This window comes from Allgaiera indica, from assembly GCF_900106675.1.
In the GTDB taxonomy this organism is placed as follows: domain Bacteria; phylum Pseudomonadota; class Alphaproteobacteria; order Rhodobacterales; family Rhodobacteraceae; genus Acidimangrovimonas; species Acidimangrovimonas indica.
This window is the reverse complement of sequence record NZ_FNOB01000030.1, coordinates 1-15,268: the sequence shown is the minus strand read 5'-3', so window position 1 is coordinate 15,268 and position 15,268 is coordinate 1. Positions and strand designations below refer to the sequence as shown.

Genomic DNA, 15,268 nt, shown 5'->3' with positions numbered 1-15,268 from the left:
CCCGACCCGGGACTTGGCTGCCGGGCACATGAAAACCAGAATGCGGTGGTTTCAGGGGGATCTTCCGACATGGCCGACATAACGACGCCGCCGAAAGACAGCTTTCGGTTGAGCATGCTCATTTACGACACCCGGTATCGGTCGCTGACCATCCAGGTTGTGTTCATGTTTCTGCTGATGGCCGGCGCGACATGGCTTATCAACAACACGATCTACAACCTGCATGTGCTGGGCAAGGATTTCAGCTATACCTTCCTGTGGTCGCGCGCGGGCTATGACATCAACCAGCGCTTCATCGCCTACAACAGCGACGACACCCATGGCCGGGCCATGCTGGTGGGGCTGCTCAACACGCTGTTCATCGCCTTCATCTCCTGCGTCGCGGCGACTGTGCTGGGCGTGATCGCCGGCGTGCTGCGGTTGTCGAAGAACTGGGTCGTCGCGAAGCTGATGGCGATCTACGTCGAGTCGTTCCGCAACATCCCGCTGCTGATCTGGATCCTGGTGATCTTCGCGGTGATGACCGAAGCCGCCCCCGCGCCAAGCGCGTTCCGCGGCGCCGACCCCTCGGCGCATATGTGGTTCTTCGACAGCGTCGCGGTCACCAACCGGGGCGTCTATATCCCCGAACCGCTGTTCGCGCGCAGCCTTGGCAACATCGACCTGGGGATCTTCCTGGTCTCGACCGACCTTCTGGCGATCATCGCGGTCATGGTGCTTAGCATCCTTGGCTACAAGCGCCTGCAGCGCAACGCCGAGAAGGTGCAGAATGCCTCCGGGATCCGCCCGGTGACCTGGTGGAAAAGCGCCCTCATCCTGATCGCGCCGATCGTGATCTTGCTGGTCGCGCTGGGGTTCCATCTGGGCTATCCGGAACTCAAGGGCTTCAACTTCCGCGGCGGCGTCCATGCTCGCAACTCGCTGATCGCGCTGTGGGCGGCGCTGTCGATCTATACCGGCGCCTTCATCGCCGAAATCGTCCGCGCCGGCATCCTGGCGATCTCGCGCGGGCAGACCGAGGCTTCGCTGGCGCTTGGGCTCAAGCCCGGGCAGACGATGAACCTGGTGATCCTGCCGCAAGCGCTGCGGGTGATCATCCCGCCGATGATCTCGGAATACCTCAACATCACCAAGAACACCTCCCTGGCGATCGCCGTGGGGTACATGGATCTGCGTGCCACTCTGGGCGGCATCACCCTGAACCAGACCGGACGCGAGCTGGAGGCGATGCTTCTGATGATGGGCATCTACCTGGTGATCAGCCTGAGCATCTCTTCGGTGATGAATCTTTACAACCGCAGCGTCAAGCTGAAGGAGCGTTGAGATGGCCGAGCAACCCCTTCACTATGTCCGGACCGAAATGCTGGAGGCCAAGGCGCCGCCCAGTTCCCAGATCGGGCCGCTGCGCTGGGCGCGAGAGAACCTGTTCTCGGGCTGGTTCAACTCTTTGCTGACGTTGGTCTCGCTTTACGTCATCCTGACGCTTCTGGCCGGGATAGCGCCCTGGTTCGGCCATACCGTGTGGAACGCGGGATCGCTAAGCGAGTGTCGCAAGATCATCCATAACGATTTCGGCCCCAATGCCGATGGCGCCTGCTTCGCGGTGATCCACGAGCGCTGGAACCAGCTACTTTACGGCTTTTATCCCGAAAACGGCTACTGGCGCGCCAATCTGGCGCTGGTCGGGATGCTGCTGGCGATCGCGCCGATCCTGTTCAGCCAGGTGCCGCGCAAGCTGCTGTGGTTCTCGGCGCTTTATCCCTTCGCGGGCTTCTGGCTGATCTGGGGCGGTTCGCTGTGGTTTCCCGTGGCGGCGCTGCTTGGCTTCGTGGTCGGCGGGATCGCCTTTCGCCTGCTGGCCGAGAAATCGGCGGTTATGGCGGCAGCGGCGGGCTTTGTCGCGGCCTGCTTGTGGTGGTTCTTTGCCGCGGGCCCCGTGGATGAGGGTCTCAGCGCGGTGTTCCCGATTGCGCTGCAAACCGTGCAGTCGCGTGATGTCGGCGGCTTCCTTCTGTCGATCATCATCGGCATCTCGGGGATCACGCTGTCGCTGCCGCTGGGGGTTCTGCTGGCGCTGGGGCGGCAGTCGAACATGTTCTTCATCCGCACCGTATCGGTGGGCTTCATCGAATTCATCCGCGGCGTGCCGCTGATTACGCTGCTGTTCACCGCGTCGCTGCTGTTGAACTACTTCCTGCCGCCTGGCACCAATTTCGACCTGATCCTGCGCGTCGTCATCATGGTCACCCTGTTCGCCGCCGCCTATATGGCCGAGGTGATCCGCGGTGGCCTGGCGGCCCTGCCGCGCGGCCAGTACGAAGCCGCGGATGCGCTGGGCCTCGACTACTGGAAGGCGCAGCGGCTGATCATCATGCCGCAGGCGCTGAAGATCTCGATCCCCGGCATCGTCAACACCTTCATCGGGCTGTTCAAGGACACGACGCTGGTGGTGTTCATCGGGCTGCTCGATCCGATTGGCTTCATCAATGCGATCCGCGCCACTTCCGAATGGAACGGCATCTATTGGGAGCTTTATATCTTCGTCGGCGCGCTGTTCTTCGTCTTCTGCTACGGCATGTCGAAATATTCCATGTATCTCGAGCGCAAGCTCCAGACCGACCATCGCTAGGAGGGTCCAATGTCAGAACTCGTCACCGACCGTGAAGTCGACCGCTCCAAGATGAAGGTCTCGGAGGAGGTCGCGGTCCAGATCACCCGGATGAACAAGTGGTACGGGGCCTTCCATGTGCTGCGCGACATCGACCTGACGGTGCACAAGGGCGAACGCATCGTCATCGCCGGGCCGTCGGGCTCGGGCAAATCCACGTTGATCCGCTGCATCAACCGGCTGGAGGAGCATCAGGCCGGCCAGATCGTGGTGGACGGGATCGAACTGACCAATGACCTGAAGAACATCGACAAGGTGCGCTCCGAGGTCGGCATGGTGTTCCAGCATTTCAACCTGTTCCCGCACCTGACGATCCTGGAGAACTGCACCCTGGCGCCGATCTGGGTGCGCAAGACGCCGCGCCGTGAAGCGGTGGAAACCGCGATGCATTTCCTGGAAAAGGTGAAGATCCCCGAGCAGGCGCACAAATACCCCGGGCAGCTTTCGGGAGGGCAGCAGCAGCGCGTGGCGATCGCCCGGTCGCTGTGCATGAAGCCGCGCATCATGCTGTTCGACGAACCCACCTCGGCGCTCGATCCCGAGATGATCAAGGAGGTTCTCGACACCATGATCGCGCTGGCCGAGGAAGGCATGACCATGCTTTGCGTCACCCACGAGATGGGCTTTGCGCGGCAGGTGGCGAACCGGGTTATCTTCATGGATCAGGGCCAGATCGTCGAGCAGAACGAGCCCGAGGAATTCTTCAACAACCCGCAATCCGACCGCACCAAGCTGTTCCTCAGCCAGATCCTGGGGCACTAAGCGGGCCCGGGCGGCGGTTTCCGAAGGGCAGGGCGGCGCCGTCGGGCGCCGCTCACGCCGTCGTTGCCTCGGGGCAGCGCTGCCGCGTCTGCCGCCGCTTGACAGGGGCCGCGAAAGCGACAGGTTGAGGGGACAACATCGGAGAATGCCATGGACCTTCAGAACACCCAGGTGATCGCAGCCCCCCGCTCGGAGGTTTGGGCCGCGATCAACGACCCGGACGTGCTCAAGCGCTGCATCCCCGGCTGCGAGGAGATCGAGCGCGTCTCGGACACCGAGCTGGACGCCAAGATCACGCTGAAGATCGGCCCGGTGAAGGCCTCGTTCAAGGGCAAGGTGACCTATGAGGACGTCAGGGAACCCGAAAGCCTGACCCTGGCCGGCGAAGGCTCGGGCGGGGTGGCGGGTTCGGCCAAGGGCTCGGCCGACGTGACGCTGAAGGAGGTGCCCGAGGGGACCGAACTCAGCTACGAGGTGCGCGTCAACATCTCGGGCAAGATCGCGCAGCTTGGGTCCCGGCTGATCAACTCAACCGCGAAAAAGCTGACCGGGCAGTTCTTCGAGCGGCTGGAGGCGGAATTCGCCCAGGCCGAGTGACCGGATTGGTTCGGGTTTAAAATTTTAAACTTGAAGCAGTTTCGCGCGGCTGGCATGTTTCGCATGTTGGCGGCGGGAGACAGGCGATGAAGATTCTGGTTATCGGTGGGGGTCCGGCGGGCCTCTATTTCGCGATCAGCATGAAGCGGCGCGATCCGGGCCACGACGTCACCGTGGTCGAACGCAACCGCGCCGACGACACCTTCGGCTGGGGGATTGTGCTGTCGGACGAGACCCTGACCAACATGGCCGCGAACGACGCTGAGAGCGAGGCGCAGGTCCGATCGCATTTCGCCTATTGGGACGATATCGCGGTGATCCATGCCGGGCATCGCACCATGTCTTCGGGGCATGGCTTTTGCGGCATCGGGCGCAAGCAATTGCTTATGGACCTGCAGACCCGGGCGCGCGATCTGGGCGTGGATTTGCGCTTTGAAACCCCGGCGCCGCCGGTTGGGGAGGCAATGGCGGAGTATGATCTTGTGGTTGCGGCGGACGGGCTGAACAGCGGCGTCCGCACCGCGCTGGCCAAGCATTTCCGACCCGAGATCGACCTGCGACGCAACAAGTTTGTCTGGCTGGGCACCCGTCAGAAATTCGGCGATGCCTTCACCTTCATCTTCGAGAAGACCGCGCACGGCTGGATCTGGGCGCACGCCTACCAGTTCGACGCCGCGACCGCGACCTTCATCGTCGAGTGTGCGCCTGAAACCTTCGACGCCTTCGGCTTCGGCGAGATGAGCAAGGAAGAGAACGCAGCAGTTCTAGAACGGATATTCGCAAAATATCTGGGCGGCCATGCGCTGATGTCGAACGCCAACCACATCCGCGGCTCGGCCTGGCTGAATTTCCCCCGCGTTCTGTGCGAAACCTGGCACTGGAAGAACGTGGTACTGCTGGGCGATGCCTCGGCGACGGCGCATTTCTCGATCGGGTCGGGGACCAAGCTGGGGCTGGAAAGCGCGATCGCGCTGGCCAACTTCCTGAACGATGGTTCGGATATGGAAACCGCCTTCCGCCGCTATCAGGAAGACCGGCGCCTCGATGTGCTGCGGCTGCAATCGGCGGCGCGCAATTCCACCGAATGGTTCGAGGAGGTCGAGCGTTACCTCGATCTCGATCCGGTGCAGTTCAACTATTCGCTGCTGACCCGCAGTCAGCGCATCAGCCATGAGAACCTGCGCCTGCGCGACGGCGCCTGGCTGCGCGAGGCCGAGGACTGGTTTCAGGCGCGCGCGGGCGGCAATGCGGGCCATGTGCCGATGTTCGCGCCGTTCCAGCTGCGCGACATGCGGCTGAAGAACCGCGTCGTCGTCTCGCCCATGGCGCAATACAAGGCCGTCGATGGCTGCCCGACCGATTGGCATTTCGTCCATTACGCCGAGCGCGCCAAGGGCGGGGCGGGCCTTGTTTATACCGAGATGACCTGCACCAGCCCCGAGGGCCGCATCACCCAGGGCTGCCCCGGCCTTTACGCGCCGCAGCATGAGGCCGCTTGGCGGCGGCTTGTCGATTTCGTCCATGCCGAGACCGAGGCGAAGATCTGCTGCCAGATCGGCCATTCCGGCCGCAAGGGCTCGACCCAGCTGGGATGGGAAGAGATGGACGCGCCGCTGAAGGCCGGCAATTGGCCGACGTTCAGCGCCTCGGCCTTGGCCTGGTCGCCCGCCCATGCCGCGCCGAAAGAGATGGATCGCGCCGACATGGACCGGATCAAGGCCGAATTCGTCGCCGCGACAGAGATGGCCGCGCGCGCCGGCTTTGACATGATCGAACTGCACGCCGCGCATGGTTATCTGATCTCCTCCTTCATCTCGCCAAAATCGAATGTTCGTTCGGATAGCTATGGCGGCAGCCTGGAAAACAGGATGCGCTACCCGCTGGAGGTGTTCCACGCGATGCGCGCGGCCTGGCCGGCGGCGAGGCCCATGTCGGTGCGGATCTCGGCCAATGACTGGGTCGGCGACGAGGGGGTGACACCCGAGGAAGCCGTCCAGATCGCCCGCGCCTTCACCGAGGCCGGCGCCGATATCATCGATGTCTCGGCCGGCCAGACCTCGACCGAGGCGCGGCCGGTCTATGGCCGGATGTTCCAGACGCCGTTCTCGGACCGGATCCGCAACGAGGCGGGCATCGCCACCATGGCGGTCGGCAACATCACCGAACCCGACCATGTGAATTCGATCCTGATGGCGGGGCGGGCGGATCTGGTCTGTCTGGCGCGTCCGCATCTGGCCGATCCCTATTGGACGCTGCACGCGGGCCTTGCGCTGGGCGACGAGGCGGGTGGCTGGCCGCTGCCCTATCTGGCCGGGCGCGATCAGGCCCGGCGGCTGGCCGAACGGGCCCGCGAGATGGAGCGGGTCTGATGGCGCGGCGGGTTCTGGTCACCGGCGGCGGATCGGGCATCGGGCGCGCGGTGGCGCGCGATTTCGCGGCGACGGGCGATGCGGTCACGATCTGCGGACGCAATGCCGAGGCGCTGGCCGAGACCGACGGCGGGCGCGGCATGACCTGCCGCGTGGCGGATATCAGCGACGAGGCGCAGGTTGGCGCGCTGTTCGACCGGCCTTACGACGTGGTCGTCGCCAATGCGGGAGCCGGGAATGCGGCGAAGCTGGCCGACACCACGCTGGAGGACTGGAACCGCACGCTGGCGGTCACGCTGACGGGGGTGTTCCTGACCTTCCGGGCGGCGCTGCCCTTGATGGGGCCGGGGGGGCGGCTGATTGCGATCGGTTCCACCGCCAGCCTGCAGGGGGGCTCTAACATCGCGGCCTATGCCGCCGCCAAGCACGGGGTGCTGGGGCTGGTGCGTTCGGTCGCGAAGGAGGTGGCGAAGAAGGGCATCACCTGCAACGCGGTCTGCCCCGGTTTCGTCGACACGCCCATGGCAGCGCGCGCGGCCGAGGGGCTGATGTCGCGTCTGGGCGTCGCGCGCGAGGAGGCCGTGGCGATGCTGTGTTCCAACAACCCCGTGAACCGACTGATCACCCCCGAAGAGGTGGCCTCTTCCGTGCTCTATCTGGCCTCGCCCGGGGCGGCGATGGTGAACGGGCACGCGCTGACGGTCTCGGGGGGCGAATTGTGAGCAACCTCTCGAAACGCCGGCTGAAGGCCTGGATCCGGCTTCTGGGCGTCACCCGCGGGGCCGAGGCGCATCTGCGCGATTACCTGCGCCGCAACCATGAGACGACGCTGCCGCGTTTCGACGTGATGGCCGCGCTTTACAGGCGGCGCGAGGGGGTGACGATGTCCGAACTCAGCCGGATGCTTCTGGTGTCGAACGGCAATGCGACCGCTGTGGTGGACCGGCTGGAAAAGGACGGACTGGTGCGGCGCCAGCCGGTGGCGACGGACCGGCGCACCGTCAAGGTGGCGCTGACGCCCGCCGGCCAGGCAGCTTTCGAGACCCAGGCAGCGGGCCACGAGGCCGAGGTGGATCGTCTGTTTTCGGGCCTGTCCGAGGCCGATCTGGACGCCCTGACCGAGATATTGAAACGCATGGGAGCGCGCGAATGACCACGATGGCGGGGTTTTCCCCGAAGCATTTCCTGTGGGAGGTGAAGCAGCGGATCGCGGTGATCCGGCTGAACCGCCCCCAGCGCAAGAACCCGCTGACGTTTCAAAGCTATGCCGAGCTGCGCGACACCTTCCGCGCGCTGACCTATGCCGAGGATGTCGATGTGGTGGTGTTTGCCTCGAATGGGGGGAATTTCTGTTCGGGCGGCGACGTGCATGAGATCATCGGGCCGCTGGTGGGCATGGAGATGAAGGATCTGTTGGCCTTCACGCGAATGACCGGGGATCTGGTCAAGGCGATGATCCATTGCGGCAAGCCGGTGATCTCGGCGGTCGATGGGATCTGCGTGGGGGCGGGGGCGATCATCGCCATGGCGTCCGATCTGCGGCTGGCGGCCCCGGCTGCGAAGACGGCGTTCCTGTTCACCCGGGTGGGGCTTGCAGGCTGCGACATGGGGGCCTGTGCGATGCTGCCGCGGATCATCGGACAGGGGCGGGCGGCGGAGCTGCTGTATACCGGGCGGTCGATGAGCGCCGACGAGGGCGCGGCCTGGGGTTTCTACAACGCGCTGCATCCGGCGGAGGCGCTGGAGGCGGCGGCGATGGCGCTGGCGGCGCGGATCGCGGCGGGGCCGACCTTCGCGCATGGGATCACCAAGACGCAGCTTGCCCAGGAATGGAACATGGGGCTGGATCAGGCGATCGAGGCCGAGGCGCAGGCGCAGGCGATCTGCATGCAGACGCGCGATTTCGAGCGGGCCTACCGGGCGTTTGTCGCCAAGGAACAGCCGGTGTTCGGGGGCGATTGAGGGGCGGCGGCGGGGGGCCTCGGCCCCCCGCGCCCCCCGACCGAGGGGCTGTCTGCCCCTCGGACGCCCCGAGAGTATTTGGACCAAGATGAAAGGAAGAGGGTTTGGATCGGTCGTTTCTGGAATGGCCCTTTTTCGAGGATCGGCATCGCGCGCTGGCCGAGGAGTTGGAGGAATGGTGCGCGCGGCATCTGCCGGTGGATCACGGCGATGTGGATGCGGCCTGCCGGGGGCTGGTGGCGGCGCTGGGCGCGGGCGGCTGGCTGAGGCATTCCGGCGCGGGTGCGGATGAACGGCTGGATGTGCGTGCTCTGTGCTTGATCCGCGAGACGCTGGCGCGGCATGACGGGCTGGCGGATTTCGCCTTTGCCATGCAGGGGCTGGGGATGGGGGCGGTAAGCCTCTTTGGCAGCCCCGAACAGCGCGCCTGGCTGGAGAAGACGCGCGCCGGGCGGGCGATTTCGGCCTTCGCGCTGACCGAGCCGGGGGCCGGGTCGGACGTGGCCAATACCGCGACCACGGCCGAGGCCGTGCAGGGCGGCTGGGTGCTGAACGGTGAGAAGACCTATATCTCGAACGGCGGCATCGCGGATCTCTACGTCGTCTTCGCGCGCACCGGCGAGGGGCCGGGGTCGAAGGGGCTTTCAGCCTTCCTGATGCCGGCGGACAGCGCTGGGCTGGAGGTGGTCGAGCGCATCGAGGTGGTGGCGCCGCATCCGCTGGCGCATCTGCGCATGACGAATGTGGAACTGCCCGAGAGCGCCCGGATCGGGGCGCCGGGCGCCGGGTTCAAGGTGGCGATGTCGGTGCTCGATGTCTTTCGCGCGACGGTGGGAGCGGCGGCGCTGGGCTTTGCGCGCCGGGCGATGGACGAGGCGCTGGCGCGGGTGCGGCTGCCGCGGGCGGGCGGCGGCTGCCTGGCCGATCTGCAGCTGGTTCAGGGGCATGTCGCCGACATGGTGCTGAAGGTCGATGCGGCGGCGCTGCTGATCTATCGCGCGGCCTGGGTGAAGGACATGGGCGCGGCCCGCGTCAGCCGCGAGGCGGCGATGGCCAAGCTTTATGCGACCGAGGCCGCGCAAGAGGTGATCGATGCCGCGGTGCAGCTGCATGGCGGCGACGGGGTGCGCAAGGGGTTTGCGGTGGAAAGCCTCTACCGCGAGATCCGGGCGCTGCGCATCTACGAGGGGGCAAGTGACGTGCAGCGTGTGATCATCGCGCGCGCCGCCCTTCAGGGGGCGGACGCATGAGCCACGAGATCCTGAACCCCCGCAACTGGAAGCCCGCCAAAGGCTATGCCAACGGCATCGCCGCCGAGGGGCGGATGATCTTTTGCGGCGGGCTGATCGGCTGGAACGGGGATCAGGAGTTCGAGACAGACGATTTCGTGGGACAGGTCGCGCAATGCCTTCGCAACATCGTCGCCGTGCTGGCCGAGGGCGGCGCGGCGCCCGAGCATCTGGTGCGGCTGACCTGGTACGTCACCGACAAGCGCGAATACCTTGCCCGGCTAACCGAAGTTGGCGCGGTCTACCGCGAGGTCATCGGCCGGCATTTCCCGGCGATGGCGCTGGTGCAGGTGGGGGCGCTGGTCGAGGACCGCGCCAAGGTGGAGATCGAGGCGACGGCCGTGGTGCCGCGGCCCTGAGGGAGAGAGGATATGCTTGGACCGACCGCACATCAGGATACCTTCACCCGCGACCGGCTGCCGCCGGCGGGGGAATGGCCGGAGATCCGGCTGGCCGGCTTCGACTATCCCGAGCATGTCAACGCCGGGGTCGAACTGACCGACCGCATGGTCGAGAAGGGGTTTGGAGACCACACCGCACTGATCGGCAACGGTCGGCGGCGCACCTACAAGGAACTGGCCGATTGGTCGAACCGCATCGCCCATGCGCTGGTCGAGGATTACGGGGTGAAACCGGGCAACCGGGTGCTGCTGCGTTCGGCCAACAACCCGGCGATGGTGGCTTGCTGGCTGGCGGTGATGAAGGTGGGGGCGGTGGCGATCAATTCCATGCCGCTGCTGCGCGCGGGCGAGTTGACGAAAATCGTCGACAAGGCCGAGGTCAGCCATGCCCTGTGTGACACCCGGCTGATGGAGGAACTGGTCGCCTGCGCCAAGACCTCGGATCATCTGCGCATTGTCGTGGGCTTCGACGGCACCGCCAACCACGATGCCGAGCTTGACCGGATCGCGCTGGACAAGCCGGTGACCTATCAGGCGGTGCGGACCGGCCGCGACGACGTGGCGCTCTTGGCCTTCACATCGGGCACGACCGGGGATCCCAAGGCCACGATGCATTTCCACCGCGACCTGCTGATCATCGCGGATGGCTACGCGAAGGAGGTCCTGGGCGTGGTGCCCGAGGATATCTTCGTGGGCTCGCCGCCCCTGGCCTTTACCTTCGGGCTGGGGGGGCTGGCGGTCTTTCCGCTGCGGTTCGGGGCGGCGGCGGCGCTTCTGGAGGCCGCAAGCCCGCCCAACATGATCGAGATCATCCAGAAATACCGCGCGACCGTCTGTTTCACCGCGCCCACCGCCTATCGGGTGATGCTGCGGGCGATGGACGAGGGGGCGGATCTGTCGTCGCTGCGCGCGGCGGTCTCGGCGGGCGAAACGCTGCCCGCGCCGGTCTATGAGGAATGGCGCCAAAAGACCGGCAAGCCGATGCTCGATGGCATCGGCTCGACCGAGTTGCTGCATATCTTCATCACCAACCGCTTCGACGACCACCGCCCTGCCTGCACCGGCCGGCCGGTGGACGGATACGAGGCCAAGGTGGTCGACGCCGAGGGCCGCGAACTGCCGCGTGGCGAGGTCGGCCGGCTGGCGGTGCGCGGCCCGACGGGCTGCCGCTATCTGTCGGAAACGCGGCAGAAGGACTATGTCCTGAACGGCTGGAACCTGACCGGCGACAGTTTCTATCAGGACGAAGAGGGCTATTTTCACTTCGCCGCGCGGTCGGACGACATGATCGTCAGCGCGGGCTACAATATCGCCGGGCCAGAGGTCGAGGCCGCGCTGCTGGCGCATGACGATGTGCTGGAATGCGCGGTTGTCGGCGCGCCCGACGACGACAGAGGCCAGATTGTCGAGGCGCATGTGGTTCTGGCCGAAGGGGTGGCGGCGGACGAGATGACCACGAGGCGTTTGCAAGACCATGTGAAGGCGGTGATCGCGCCTTACAAATATCCGCGGCGGATCGTCTTCACCCGCGTCCTGCCGAAGACCGAGACCGGCAAGATCCAGCGTTTCCGACTGCGAGAACCTGCATGAGCGACCCCTACGATCCCGCCAACGAAGGCGCCCGCATGGATTTTGACGGACGCATGTCCTACGGCGATTACCTGCAGCTCGACCGCGTGCTGGGGGCGCAGAAACCGCTTTCGGACGCCCATGACGAAATGCTGTTCATCATCCAGCATCAGACATCGGAGTTGTGGATGCGGCTGGCAATCCACGAGATCGGCGCGGCGCGCGCGGCGATCGGGGGGGACGATTTCGCGCAGGCCTTCAAGACCTTGGCGCGGGTGTCGCGGATCTTCGAGCAATTGAACAGCGCCTGGGATGTGCTGCGCACCATGACGCCCGCGGACTACACCACCTTCCGCGCGGCGCTGGGGCAGTCGTCGGGGTTCCAGTCATGGCAGTACCGGCTGATCGAATTCATGGTCGGCAACCGCAACCCGGCGATGATCCGCCCCCATGCCCACCACCCCGAGATCGCCGCGCTGCTGGAGACAGAGCTGACCCGTCCCTCGCTTTACGCGGCGGCGGTGGCGGCGCTGGCGCGCGGCGGGCTGGCGGTGCCGCAGGCAGTGCTGGCACGCGATCCCGCCGCGTCCTGGCAAGAGGATGAGGGCGTGCAGGCGGCCTGGGCCCAGGTCTACCGCGATCCGAGGGCGCATTGGCCCTATTACGATCTGGCCGAGAAGCTGGTGGATTTTGAGGATTACTTCCGGCGCTGGCGTTTCAACCATGTCACCACGGTCGAACGGGTGATCGGCATGAAGCGCGGCACCGGCGGCACCGGCGGCGCCAGCTATCTGCGCCGGATGCTGGAGGTCGAGCTGTTCCCCGAACTCTGGCACCTGCGCACGGTGCTCTAGGCGCCACGCATGTTCGATCGGCGTGAAATCCAGGCCCAGCTGCTGCGGCACATGTCGTCCAGATCGCGCCGCGCCTGGAAGCCGAGCAACGCCTTGGCCTTGGCCGGGTCGCCGAAGTAGCAGGCCAGATCGCCGGCGCGCCGTTCGGTCACCCGATAGGGCAGATCGCGCCCGCAGGCCTTCGAATAGGAGGCCAGCATATCCAGCACCGAATATCCCTTGCCGGTGCCCAGATTGACGATGTGGCTTTCCGCCCCCGCCATCAGCGCGTCCAGCGATTTCACATGGCCCTCGGCCAGATCCATCACATGGATGTAGTCACGCACCCCGGTGCCGTCGGGTGTGGGGTAATCATCGCCGAAGACATTAAGCGTCGGCAATTCGCCCACCGCGACCTTGGCGATATAGGGCATCAGATTGTTGGGAATGTCCCGGGGGTCCTCACCGATCAGCGCGCTTTCATGGGCCCCCGCGGGGTTGAAATAGCGCAGGATCCCATGGCGCCAGCGCGCATCCGAGCCCGCCACCTGGCGGATGATCTGCTCGCCCATCAGCTTGGTCAGCGCATAGGTCGAGGCATAGCCAAGTTCGGCCTCTTCGGGGATCGGCCAGTCCTCGGTCTCGGCATAGACGGTGGCCGAGGAAGAAAAGACGATGCGAAACACGCCCGCGTCGCGCATCGTCATCAACAGGTTCACCAGGCCGGTGCAATTGGTCTCGATATATTCCAGCGGGATGGTTTGGCTTTCGCCCACCGCCTTGCGCGCGGCGAAATGCACCACCGCATCGATCTTGTGCGCGGCGAAGACGGCGGCGACGGCCTGCTTGTCCAGCACATCGGCGCGGTGCACCGTGACGGGGGCGCCGGTAATCACCTCCAGCCGGTCGGGCACATCCGCGCGCGCGTTCGAGAAATTGTCCAGGATGACGACCTCATAGCCCGCCTGCACCAGCGCCACATAGGTGTGTGAGCCGATGTAGCCCGCGCCGCCCGTCAGCAAGATCGTCTTCCGCATCGGTCATCCCCTGTCTGCCCGGATCCGGTGTAGCGTGATCGCTCGTCGCGTTCCAGCGGCGCGCCTCGAAAGGGTGAAATCGCGATGGCACGGGAAACAATCTGTCGCGGATTTTCGGGGAAGCGCCCGGCTCACGGCGCCGTGATGCCGCATTTCAGCCCGGTTTCCTCGCCAACCTGGCTGTCGAAGGGAATTCAGTGCCGGAGGAAAAGGCAGATGAAATTGGTGTGGTGCCTGGTGGCGTTGTTCGGACGCAAGACCGAAGCAGAGGATTGCCGTTTCAGTCTGCGGCTGCGCGCGATGGGTCGACCGCTGCCGTTGCGGCGCCGCCGCGCACAGACGCCGTTCAAAAGTCTACCGTCACGCCCGGAAGCCTGAGTTCGGCGATCAGGTCGCGCACTTCCTGGCGCGCGGCGATGTTCGACAGGTTCAGGTTTTCGACCCCGACGTCGCGCAGATCCAGAAGCGTCAGCCCGCGGGGAAAGAGTTCGCGGAAGATCACGCGTTCGGAAAAGCCGGGCGCAACACGAAAACCGATGCGGCGCGACAATTCGTCCAGCGCCTTTCCGACCTTCTTCTTGTTGTGCATCTGTTGCGCGCCAAGGCGGTTGCGCAGCACGATCCAGTCGATCGGCTTCAGCCCGGCCTGGGCGCGCAGTTGCCGCGCGCTCCACACCATTTCGGAATAGATCGAGGGGCCCAGCACCTTGCCGGTCTGCTGCTCCGTACGCGCCAGCAGGTCGAAATCGATGAAGCTGTCGTTCAGCGGCGTGATCAGCGTGTCGGCCAGCGAATGCGCCACCTGGCTAAGCCGGGTGTGAGAGCCGGGGCAGTCGATCAGGATGAAATCCGACTGCGCCTCCAGCGCCGAGACAGCGGCGGACAGGCGGTGGTCATAGACGTTCTCGTTCGGGCCGATCTTGGCGCGGTCGATTTCGGGCAGGTCGCGGTAATCGGGGGTCGGCAGGTCCAGCCCCTCGCGCGCGGCAAAGGCGCGGCGGTTCTCGACATAGCGGCCAAAGCTGCGCTGGCGCAGGTCCAGGTCGAGCGCGCCGACCCGGTGCCCCATGCGGCTAAGTGCGGTGGCGACATGCATGCAGGTGGTGGACTTTCCCGACCCGCCCTTCTCGTTTCCGACAACGATGATATGCGCCACGTTTCCGTCCCTGACCCTGGTTTCGAAGTGCCGCCGAGGTGGTTCCCCGGTCTGAATGGCGCGGCTATCGCGCGCGCGTCCACTATATGTTGAGCGCCTAGCCATTGAAAGCAGGCCGCGCAAGGGGCGAACGCAATTTCGGACGGGCGTCGCGCGAAGGGCACGCATCGGGCGGCGCCGGCCTGCAATTCGGTGGCGCCGGACCGAAATGAAAAGGCGCGCGCCCTGCGGCTGACGCATTCCGTGCTGTGGGACCTGCCTTAGGGTCAGGATGCATTGATTTCCGGCGTACCGCGTGATTCATGGCTCCGAAAAAGGAGCGGCGAACATGTCTGATCCTTTCTGGCTGACTGAGTGCGGCGGATAAGAAAACAGTCTGGGGGACTGTTTTCCCGCCAAACCAGATGGCCCGTCTGAAACCCTACTTTCCGAAGTCGCATGGTCAGCCTCGGGTCGATGACAGGCGGGTTTTGAGCGGGATTATCTTCATCAACCGCAATGGGTTAAGGTGGCGCGATGCGCCTGAAGCCTAGGGTGAGGACTCATAGCCAATAGATGACAGTTGCGGCAAGGGCGATGGCTGAGAGGAAGACCTTCGGACATCTATCGTATCGTGTTGCGACAC

Annotated in this window: 14 protein-coding genes and 2 pseudogenes; 13 read left to right on the top strand and 3 right to left on the bottom strand. The window is 65.1% G+C overall.

Going from position 1 to position 15,268, the window contains the following annotated elements; genetic code table 11:
* Positions 1-69 precede the first annotated feature (69 nt).
* The 12 genes from BLV97_RS18385 to kynA all read left to right on the top strand — a co-directional run bounded on the left by BLV97_RS18385 (position 70) and on the right by kynA (position 12,471).
* A complete protein-coding gene (locus BLV97_RS18385) occupies positions 70-1,323 on the top strand; it encodes an amino acid ABC transporter permease (protein ID WP_035839342.1) in 1,254 nt (417 codons plus the stop codon).
* Position 1,324: 1 nt separating this feature from the next.
* Positions 1,325-2,629, top strand: coding sequence for an amino acid ABC transporter permease (locus BLV97_RS18380; RefSeq protein WP_092164186.1), 1,305 nt, complete (start codon positions 1,325-1,327; stop codon positions 2,627-2,629).
* 9 nt (positions 2,630-2,638) lie between these two features.
* Positions 2,639-3,430 (top strand): amino acid ABC transporter ATP-binding protein, encoded by a 792-nt coding sequence (locus BLV97_RS18375; protein ID WP_035839351.1) that lies wholly within the window; start codon positions 2,639-2,641, stop codon positions 3,428-3,430.
* A 150-nt stretch (positions 3,431-3,580) separates the two neighbouring features.
* Entirely contained in the window at positions 3,581-4,027 is a 447-nt protein-coding gene (locus BLV97_RS18370; RefSeq protein ID WP_035839353.1) for an SRPBCC family protein, read from the top strand.
* Between the two features lie 86 nt (positions 4,028-4,113).
* On the top strand, positions 4,114-6,396 hold the full coding sequence (locus BLV97_RS18365) for a bifunctional salicylyl-CoA 5-hydroxylase/oxidoreductase (RefSeq protein WP_035839356.1): 2,283 nt from the start codon (positions 4,114-4,116) through the stop codon (positions 6,394-6,396).
* Positions 6,396-7,118 (top strand): SDR family NAD(P)-dependent oxidoreductase, encoded by a 723-nt coding sequence (locus BLV97_RS18360; protein WP_035839358.1) that lies wholly within the window; start codon positions 6,396-6,398, stop codon positions 7,116-7,118. The genes BLV97_RS18365 and BLV97_RS18360 overlap by 1 nt, the downstream gene beginning before the upstream one ends.
* Complete coding sequence (locus BLV97_RS18355; RefSeq protein ID WP_035839361.1) at positions 7,115-7,549, top strand: MarR family winged helix-turn-helix transcriptional regulator; 435 nt, start codon at positions 7,115-7,117, stop codon at positions 7,547-7,549. Before BLV97_RS18360 ends, BLV97_RS18355 begins: the two co-directional genes overlap by 4 nt.
* Positions 7,546-8,358: an enoyl-CoA hydratase family protein gene (locus tag BLV97_RS18350; protein ID WP_035839363.1), complete on the top strand. Its 813-nt coding sequence runs from the start codon at positions 7,546-7,548 to the stop codon at positions 8,356-8,358. Before BLV97_RS18355 ends, BLV97_RS18350 begins: the two co-directional genes overlap by 4 nt.
* 104 nt (positions 8,359-8,462) lie before the next feature.
* The gene (locus BLV97_RS18345; RefSeq protein ID WP_035839365.1) at positions 8,463-9,608 is read left to right on the top strand and encodes an acyl-CoA dehydrogenase family protein; all 1,146 of its coding nucleotides are present in this window, start codon (positions 8,463-8,465) and stop codon (positions 9,606-9,608) included.
* Complete coding sequence (locus BLV97_RS18340) at positions 9,605-10,006, top strand: RidA family protein (RefSeq protein WP_035839367.1); 402 nt, start codon at positions 9,605-9,607, stop codon at positions 10,004-10,006. Before BLV97_RS18345 ends, BLV97_RS18340 begins: the two co-directional genes overlap by 4 nt.
* A gap of 12 nt (positions 10,007-10,018) precedes the next feature.
* Positions 10,019-11,638: an AMP-binding protein gene (locus tag BLV97_RS18335; protein ID WP_092164185.1), complete on the top strand. Its 1,620-nt coding sequence runs from the start codon at positions 10,019-10,021 to the stop codon at positions 11,636-11,638.
* Complete coding sequence (gene kynA, locus BLV97_RS18330; protein ID WP_035839372.1) at positions 11,635-12,471, top strand: tryptophan 2,3-dioxygenase; 837 nt, start codon at positions 11,635-11,637, stop codon at positions 12,469-12,471. Before BLV97_RS18335 ends, kynA begins: the two co-directional genes overlap by 4 nt.
* On the opposite strand, the gene galE is transcribed toward kynA, so the two are convergent.
* Complete coding sequence (gene galE / locus BLV97_RS18325; RefSeq protein ID WP_092164184.1) at positions 12,468-13,487, bottom strand: UDP-glucose 4-epimerase GalE; 1,020 nt, start codon at positions 13,485-13,487, stop codon at positions 12,468-12,470. The two genes, kynA and galE, sit on opposite strands and share 4 nt — an antisense overlap.
* A gap of 346 nt (positions 13,488-13,833) precedes the next feature.
* The gene (locus BLV97_RS18320; RefSeq protein WP_092164183.1) at positions 13,834-14,643 is read right to left on the bottom strand and encodes a division plane positioning ATPase MipZ; all 810 of its coding nucleotides are present in this window, start codon (positions 14,641-14,643) and stop codon (positions 13,834-13,836) included.
* Between the two features lie 404 nt (positions 14,644-15,047).
* On the opposite strand from BLV97_RS18320, the pseudogene BLV97_RS18315 reads away from it, so the two are divergent.
* Positions 15,048-15,170: pseudogene (locus BLV97_RS18315) on the top strand (transposase); the annotation flags it as partial.
* Positions 15,171-15,185: 15 nt separating this feature from the next.
* Here the strand turns inward: BLV97_RS18315 and BLV97_RS20930 are convergent.
* Positions 15,186-15,268, bottom strand: a pseudogene (locus tag BLV97_RS20930) (IS5/IS1182 family transposase); the annotation flags it as partial.